The organism is Balneolaceae bacterium, from assembly GCA_034521445.1.
Classification (GTDB): domain Bacteria; phylum Bacteroidota; class Rhodothermia; order Balneolales; family Balneolaceae; genus JAXHMM01.
Genome location: JAXHMM010000008.1, coordinates 1 through 8,179, shown reverse-complemented (window position 1 = coordinate 8,179; position 8,179 = coordinate 1). Strand labels below are relative to the sequence as shown.

Annotated in this window: 5 protein-coding genes; 4 read left to right on the top strand and 1 reads right to left on the bottom strand. The window is 60.4% G+C overall.

Translation table 11 applies throughout. The features are described 5' to 3' along the window. The 3 genes from U5K31_11195 to tkt form a co-directional block, all read left to right on the top strand. Positions 1–353: LOG family protein (locus tag U5K31_11195; protein MDZ7773284.1), on the top strand; the 353-nt coding region annotated here is incomplete at its 5' end. A gap of 285 nt (positions 354–638) precedes the next feature. After that, positions 639–1,667 carry a tetratricopeptide repeat protein gene (locus U5K31_11190; protein ID MDZ7773283.1) on the top strand — a complete coding sequence of 343 codons (1,029 nt, stop codon included), beginning with the start codon at positions 639–641 and terminating at the stop codon, positions 1,665–1,667. A 266-nt stretch (positions 1,668–1,933) separates the two neighbouring features. Continuing rightward, the gene (gene tkt / locus U5K31_11185; protein MDZ7773282.1) at positions 1,934–3,928 is read left to right on the top strand and encodes a transketolase; all 1,995 of its coding nucleotides are present in this window, start codon (positions 1,934–1,936) and stop codon (positions 3,926–3,928) included. A gap of 52 nt (positions 3,929–3,980) precedes the next feature. Here tkt and U5K31_11180 read toward each other — a convergent pair whose 3' ends face one another. Beyond that, positions 3,981–5,123, bottom strand: coding sequence for a PP2C family protein-serine/threonine phosphatase (locus U5K31_11180; GenBank protein ID MDZ7773281.1), 1,143 nt, complete (start codon positions 5,121–5,123; stop codon positions 3,981–3,983). A gap of 234 nt (positions 5,124–5,357) precedes the next feature. Here U5K31_11180 and polA point away from each other — a divergent pair, with 234 nt between their 5' ends. Then, positions 5,358–8,147, top strand: coding sequence for a DNA polymerase I (gene polA / locus U5K31_11175; protein MDZ7773280.1), 2,790 nt, complete (start codon positions 5,358–5,360; stop codon positions 8,145–8,147). Positions 8,148–8,179 lie beyond the last annotated feature (32 nt).

Sequence of the window (8,179 nt, the reverse complement as noted above, 5' to 3'; positions counted from 1 at the left end):
ACTACGTGGATCCCGACTACGCCCTTACCTTCCACTACTTTTTCGCCCGCAAGGTGATGTTCGTCAAGTACGCGCAGGGCTTTATTGTTTTTCCCGGGGGCTTCGGGACGATGGACGAACTATTCGAGGCGCTGACGCTGATTCAGACCCGGAAGGCCAGCACCTTTCCCATCATCATGGTGGGAACGGAGTACTGGAAAGGGCTGGTGGAGTGGATCGAGGAGACCATGATAGAGATGGGCACCATCTCGCCGGGGGACACCGATCTCTTCCGGCTCACGGACGATCCGGTGGAGGCGGTGGACATTATCGTGGACTTCTACCGCGGACACACCCTCGGCCCCAACTTCTAGCTGATCCTTATGCGTCAACCTATGTGGATGAGGGAAAGGAATTGCGCCTAATAAACTATTTATGTAGTTTATTCACATGGATATGCGATGCCTCGTTCGGAACTATCTCGGTATGCTGTTGTTGTAACAGGTAGCCGGTTGGGCCGAAAGGGCAATCGCCCTCAATGGGTTCTGCCAAGTGAAGTAAATTCAGCAATTTAGGAGGCGTAAATCGCAAATTTCAATAATGTGATGTTTTCGTTACATTAATCGCTTTGAATTACTAACCTAAAACAACCTGGGAACATGGAGTTTCTGAAGAAAAATATACTGACCGCCATTCTGGGCCTGTTGGTCGTTGGACTTGCCGCCGCCGACCTGCGTGCGCAGGACCGTGCCGCTGCCGTTGAGGCCTTTAACACCGCCCGTGATCTTGCCCAGCAGGGTAACTACGAAAAGGCTATCAGCCAGTACAACCAGGCTCGGGCCAATGCCGTGGCGCTGGGCGAGGAGGGGCAGGACATTGTGGAAAGGATCGAGGACGCCCTGCCGCGCGTGCACTTTTTCCAGGCTCGCTCGATCTTCGAATCGAACAACCCGCCTTCTTCGGTCGAACAGTACGACCAGATCATCTCGGCCTTCAGCGAAGCCGCCAGCGTGGGCGAGGATTACGGTGACACCGAAATCCAGACCAAGGCCGCCGGTGTGGTCACCCAGATGTACAACAACAAAGCTTCCTACCTGATCCGCCAGGAGAACTATGAGGAGGCTCTTACCGCCGTTAATGTGGCCTTGGAACGCAACCCCTCCTATTCCAACGCACTCTACCAGAAGGCACTGGCCCTGAAGAATCTGCAGCGCCCCCAGGAGGAAGTGCTGGCCGCCTACGACAAGGCCATTGAGGTAGCCGAACAGCAGGGCAACAGCCAGGTTCAAAACAGCGCGTCCGAATCGGCCGCCAACTACCTCTTCGCCATGGGTGCCGACCACGCCATGAACGACAACTACACCCAGGCCATTGAGCTGCTGAACGGGAGCCCTGGAACACGGGCCCCAGGCGTCGCCGACGCCTACGACCGCCTGGCCTTCACCTACAACAAGCGCTCCGACTGGCAGCAGGGGCTCGATTACGCCCGGCAGGCCCTGGAGTACTCTACTGGCGGCGCAGCCGACCAGGCCAAGATCTACTACGAACTGGGACTGGCCTACAAGGGCATGGGCAACACCGAGGAGGCCTGCAGCGCCTTCCGCAACGCCCTGCACGGCGACTTTACCGATCCGGCCCGCAACCAGATCGAGGAGCAGCTGGAGTGCGAAAGCAGCACCGGCCAGTAAGAGGCCGCACACTGCTCCAGTCAACCAGGTTTTTGAGAGCCTTCCCCCTATCACGCCTGACAGCGTGGCGAGAGGGAAGGCTCTCTCCGAATCCGCTGAACCGCCCGGCGCCGGCAGCTGGCGGCCTGCCACGCCCTTGCAGTAGAAACTGTGGGCTGCAATACCTATTTTCCCAAGCGGTTTCGGTCCGGTGCGCGGCCGGAACCGCACTCCCGCACTCACCCCCGAACGCAAATGGGCTACATGACCTCCCGACAACGCCACGCTTGAAGAACGCTGCGTCGACGCCCGGTCCGGGAACCCTCTCCATGGACGCCGTTCAGGCGGCGGAATCTGGTCACCCGGGCACGCCTATGGGCATGGCCGACGCGGCCTACGTGCTCTGGACCAAATTCCTGAAACACGATCCCGACCATCCCGGCTGGTTCGACCGCGACCGTTTTATACTTTCGGCGGGCCACGGCTCCATGCTGCTTTACAGCCTGCTGCATCTTACCGGCTACGAGCTCTCCCTGGAAGAGATCAAAAACTTCAGGCAGTGGGGCAGCAAGACCCCGGGCCACCCTGAGTACGGTCACACCCCCGGCGTGGAAACCACTACGGGTCCGCTGGGACAGGGTTTTGCCACTGGCGTAGGCATGGCCATGGCCGAGGCGCACCTGGCCGAGCTGTTCAATACGGGGCAGCACCGGCTGGTGGACCACTACACCTACGGCATTGTCAGCGACGGGGACCTGATGGAGGGCATCTCCCATGAGGCCGCCTCCCTGGCGGGACACCTCAAGCTGGGCAAGATCATCTACCTGTACGACTCCAACCGCATTTCCATTGACGGCAGCACCGACCTGGCCTACACCGAGGACGCTTCCGCGCGATTCGAGGCTTACGGCTGGCATACGGTGGAGGTGGACGGCCACGACCGCGGGGAAGTGGAAGGGGCGATCAAAATGGCCCAGGCCGTCACGAACAAGCCCTCCCTGGTGATCTGCCGCACGCATATCGGTTTCGGCAGCCCCAACAAACAGGATTCGGCTGATTCCCACGGAGCGCCTCTGGGTCCCGAGGAAGTGGCTCTCACCAAAAAGAACCTGGGCTGGGAGCACGAGGAGCCATTTTATGTGCCCGATGAGGTGCGCGACCATTTCCGCAAGGCGCTGGACGTGGGCGCCGACGCCTGGCAGAGCTGGCAGTCCACCCGCGAGTCCTATAGTAAGGCGCAACCCGATCAGGCGGCGCGCTTCGAACGCTACCTGGAGCGCGCACTTCCGGAGAACTGGGAAGAGCTGCTGCCGCAGTTTCCCGACGACGACAAGGGCATGGCAACCCGGGCCGCCTCCGGCAAGGTGCTGGGAAGGCTGACCCCGGAGATCCCCTCCATGATCGGGGGTTCGGCTGACCTGACCGGCAGCAACAAGACCTGGATCGACGATGCGGAGATCTTCACGGCGGACAACTACGCCGGACGCAACATCCACTACGGCGTGCGCGAGCACGCCATGGGGGCCGCCATGAACGGCATGGCTCTTCACGGTGGTGTCATCCCCTACGGGGGCACGTTCCTGATCTTTTCCGACTACGCCCGCCCGGCCATCCGCATCGCCGCACTCTCGGGTATTCCCTCCATCTTCGTGATGACCCACGACAGCATCGGACTGGGTGAGGACGGTCCCACCCACCAGCCGGTGGAGCATTTGGCCTCCCTTCGCGCCATGCCCAACACCCTGGTACTGCGCCCGGCCGACGCCAACGAAACCGCCTGGGCCTGGAAGGCCGCCCTGGAATTCGACCGGGGACCCTCCCTGCTGGTACTCACCCGCCAGGGCCTGCCGGTGCTCGGCCGCGGCGATGGCAGCCACGCCCGCAATACCCTCAAGGGTGCCTATGTGATATCCGATTCGGAAAAGGAAATCCCGGACGCTATCCTCATCGCCACCGGTTCGGAAGTGCACCTGGCCCTGGAGGCGCGGGGGAGGCTGGCCGACCAGGGCGTGGACGCCCGCGTGGTGAGCATGCCGTCCTGGGAGCTTTTCGCCCGGCAGGAGCAGGCCTACCGCGACGCGGTGCTGCCGCCGGCCGTGAAGGCACGCGTGTCGGTGGAGGCCGCCGCCACCTTCGGTTGGGAGCGCTGGATCGGGGAGGGAGGCACGGCCGTGGGCATCGACCGCTTCGGCGCCTCGGCGCCCTACGAGGAAATCTACGAGCATCTGGGCATAACCTCCGCCAGAATAACGGACGAAGTTTTAAAGACTTTAAAGTCGTAAAGTCTGTAAAGTCTAAAAGTCGGAAAGTCTGGGAGTCCGAAGTCTGGAAGGATTATTCCCGGTGTACGCAGGTAAAGGTGACGTCGTCTTCGAGCTTGGTTGATCCGATAAAGGATTCCAGCGAAGACTGCACCTTCCCGATGATCGACCTGGAGTGCAGGGAGCCGTAGACGCTCATGATGGCGTCCACCCGCTGCTCCCCGAACTGCTCGCCGCGTTCGTTGCGCGCCTCCGTCAGCCCATCGGTGTAGAAGAGCACGCTGTCGCCGGACCGGAAGTGGAATTTCTTCTCCTGCAGCTGGATGTCCAGGTTGTGGGAGGAGGTCATGCCCAGGGCAAATCCCTCCGAGCGCAGGTCGAAGGTGGCATCGCGTTCGTCGTTGAACAGGATCGGGGCGTTGTGGCCGGCCCGCGCAAAGAGAAACTCCTTCTTATCCTTTGGAAAGAAGGCTGCGCAGGCGGTCACGAAGGTTTTGTCCTTGATGTCCGATTTCACGTAGTCGTTGAGCTCCATGAAGAGCTTCTTGGGAGAGGGGGCGCTTTTCTCGATGAGCAGGTGAACCAGGGCCTGCATGCGTACCATGTAGAGGGCGGCGGAGAGCCCCTTGCCGGAGACGTCCGCTATGACGATGTAGGTGCCCTTCTCGGTGGGGATGATGTCCACGTAGTCGCCCCCGACCTCCTGGGCGGTGCTGGCGAAGGAATAGAATTCCAGGTTCTCCTGGCGGTATTCGGTACCCGGCAGCAGGCTCAGCTGGATCTCGCGGGCCAGATCGATCTCCCTTTTAACATCGGTCTTTCCCAGAAGCTCCATCAGCAGCAGCATCAGTATGGAGGCGAAGGAAAAGGGTATGAGCAGATCGTAGAAGATGACGAAATTGGTGAGCCCGGCGAAGGAGGCGAGGTAGTAGACGGTGAAGCAGGCCAGGGAAACCCCGAAAAAGAGCCGCCGCGTAGGATTGAGGCGCTGGGTGAGGGCCGAGAAAAGCCGCAGGAACTTGATGTGCCCGGGCAGCTTCCTTCCCTTGCTGCGCTCCAGGTCGGCGCCGATGGCCTCCTCATAGAGCTGCTTGAGGCGGTCGGTATCCTCGTATATTTCCCGGTTGAAGCGCTCCCGGCTCATGCCGGAGACGTACTCCTTGTAGAATGATTTGGTGCTCTGGAATGCTGACTGCGCTTCGTTTTTTAGGCTCATCCGTGGGGAGCTGATCCGGGTTCGGTCTGCAATGCTTATTCGAATTCCGCGGCAAAAAGTTTTACCTTGGTTTTGTCCATAGTAAGAAATGATAAGCAGAATGTAACCGCCCGCGCAGGAATTCCTGCAACAACCGACTCCCCCGACTTTACGACTTCAAGACTTTCAGACTTTCTGACTTCGGACTTCCCGACTTCTAGACTTTCTGACTTTACAGACTTTAACGACTTTTCAATGTCTAAAAGCAAGCTTTTTCTCCTGGACGGAATGGCGCTGGCCTACCGTGCCCATTTCGCCTTCATCAGCAGCCGCCTTCAGAACAGTGAAGGCATTCCCACCGGACCCATACTGGGTTTCGCCAACACCCTGGAGAAAATGCTCGAGGAGGAACAGCCCACCCATATTGCGGTGGCGTGGGACACCCACGAGCCTACCTTCCGCCACGAGATGGACGAGCAGTACAAGGCCAATCGGCCGCCGCAGCCCGAGGAGCTGAAGATCGCCATCCCGCTTATGAAGGAGATGCTGGAGCGCTACGGCATTCCCAACCTGGAGGTGGACGGTTTCGAGGCTGACGACGTGATCGGCACCCTGGCCAGCGAGGCCAACGAAGAGGACGTGGACGTCTACCTGGTGACGCCCGACAAGGATTTCATGCAGCTGGTGCACGACCACATCCGCATGTACAAGCCCGACAACAACAACGGGGGCTTCAACCTCATCGGCCGGGAGGAAGTCAGGGAGTACTTCGGGGTCTACCCGGAGAAGGTGATCGAGGTGCTGGCCATCCTGGGCGATACTTCCGACAACATCCCGGGGGTGAAGGGCATCGGCAAGAAGGGTGCCCCCAAGCTAATCAACGAGTACGGCTCGCTGGAGGCGGCCATTGAAGCCGCTCCCGACATGAAGTCGAAGCGCCACCGGGAGGGCCTGCAGGAGTATGCCGAACAGGCCCTCCACGCAAAGAAAATGGTCACCATCCACACCGACGTGCCCGGCGTGGGACACTGGGAGGATCTGCCCTGGGAGGGACCCGACAGGGAGGAGCTGGGCGCCTTTTTCGAGCGCATGGAATTCCGGACCCTTACCAAAAAATACTCCGGCAAGGAGATCAGCCGGACGGTGGACCGCCCCTCCGGCGACGAGGCGCAGGGCGACCTCTTCGGTTCCGGCAAAAAATCGAAGGAAAGCCCGAAGGCCTCCGATTCGGTCATGGATTCCTACGATCCGGATCTCTGCAGTTACGAGATGGTGGATTCGGCCGAACGCCTCGCCGAGCTCGTGGATACGCTTTCGGGGACGGACACCCTCTGCTTCGATACGGAGACCGACGGGGTGGACCCCATGGTGAACGAACTGGTGGGTATCTCCCTGAGCACTACGCCGGGCGTGGCCTACTACGTCCCGCTGCGCGTGGAGGGTGGACTCGATCTGCAGGAGGCCGTCACCCTGCTGCAGCCCCTCTTCGCCGACGAAGATATCCGCAAGGTGGCCCACCACTACAAATTCGACTACCTGATGCTGAAGCGGGCGGGCATGACGATTGCCGGGGAGGCCTTTGACACCATGGTCGCAGGCTATCTCATCGACGCCGACCAGAAGCTCAAGATGGATGCCCTGGCGCGCAAGTACCTGGGCTACCGTCCCATTCCCATCGAGGAGCTGATCGGCAGCGGCCGCAAGCAGAAGTCCATGGACCAGCTCCCGCCGGAGGATATTTCGAGCTACGCCTGCGAGGATGCCGATATCACCCTGCGCCTGGCCGAGGTGCTGGAGAAGCTGCTCGAGGAGGACGAACTGGTGGAGGTGGCCCGCGAGCTGGAATTCCCCCTCATCCGCGTACTGGCCGCCATGGAGATGCACGGCATAAAAGTGGACGAGGATATCCTCGCTTCGCTTTCGGTGGAGCTGCGTGAGGCCATCATTGGCATCGAGGAGCAGATTTACGAGAAATCGGGCACCGAATTCAACATCAACTCCCCCCAGCAGCTTGGCGAGGTGCTTTTCGAAAAAATGGGCCTGCCCGCGGGCAAGAAGACCAAGACGGGTCAGTACTCCACCGCCGAATCGGTGCTCAGCAACCTGGCCGGCGACTACGAGGTGCCGGCCCTGGTGCTGGAATACCGCGCGCTCAGCAAGCTCAAGTCGACCTACGTGGACGCCCTCCCCAAGCTGATCAATGAGCGTACGGGACGCATCCATACCGATTATAACCAGAGCATCGCCGCTACAGGCCGCCTTTCTTCCTCCAATCCCAACCTGCAGAACATCCCCGTACGCAGCGAAAGGGGACGTGAGATTCGCAAGGCCTTCGTGGCCGAGGAAGGCTATAAACTGCTCTCGGCCGACTACTCGCAGGTGGAGCTGCGCATCATCGCCTCCATGGCAGAAGACGAGAACATGATGGAGGCCTTTCGCAACGGCGAGGACATCCACTCGCGCACCGCCAGGGAGATCTTCGGACTGGAGTCGCTGGAGGAGGTGACCTCTGACCATCGGCGCAAGGCCAAGGAGGTGAACTTCGGCATTCCCTACGGGGTGAGTGCCTACGGGCTGGCCAACCGCCTGGGCATCAGCAATGAGGAGGGCAAGGAGATGATCGACCAGTACTTTGAACGCTTTCCCGGCATCCGAAGCTACATCAGCGACACCACCCAATTCGCCAAGGAGCACGGCTATGTGAAGACCCTCATGGGCCGCCGGCGCTATATTCCCGATATCAACGCCAGCAACTGGAACGTGCGCTCTTTCGCCGAGCGCACCGCCATCAACATGCCCATCCAGGGTACGGCGGCCGACATCATCAAAAAAGCCATGATTACCATTCAGCGCATGATCACGGAGGAGGACCTCGGCACGCGCATGCTGCTGCAGGTGCATGACGAACTCATCTTCGAGGTGCCGGAGGGAGAGGCCGACGACGTCCCCGAACGCATCCGGGAGCTGATGGAAGGTGCATGGGAGCTGGACGTGCCCCTGAAAGTGGATATGGGACTGGCCGGCAACTGGCTGGACGCCCACTGAGCAATCGGGCTGCGGGGGCTGAGTGGCCTACT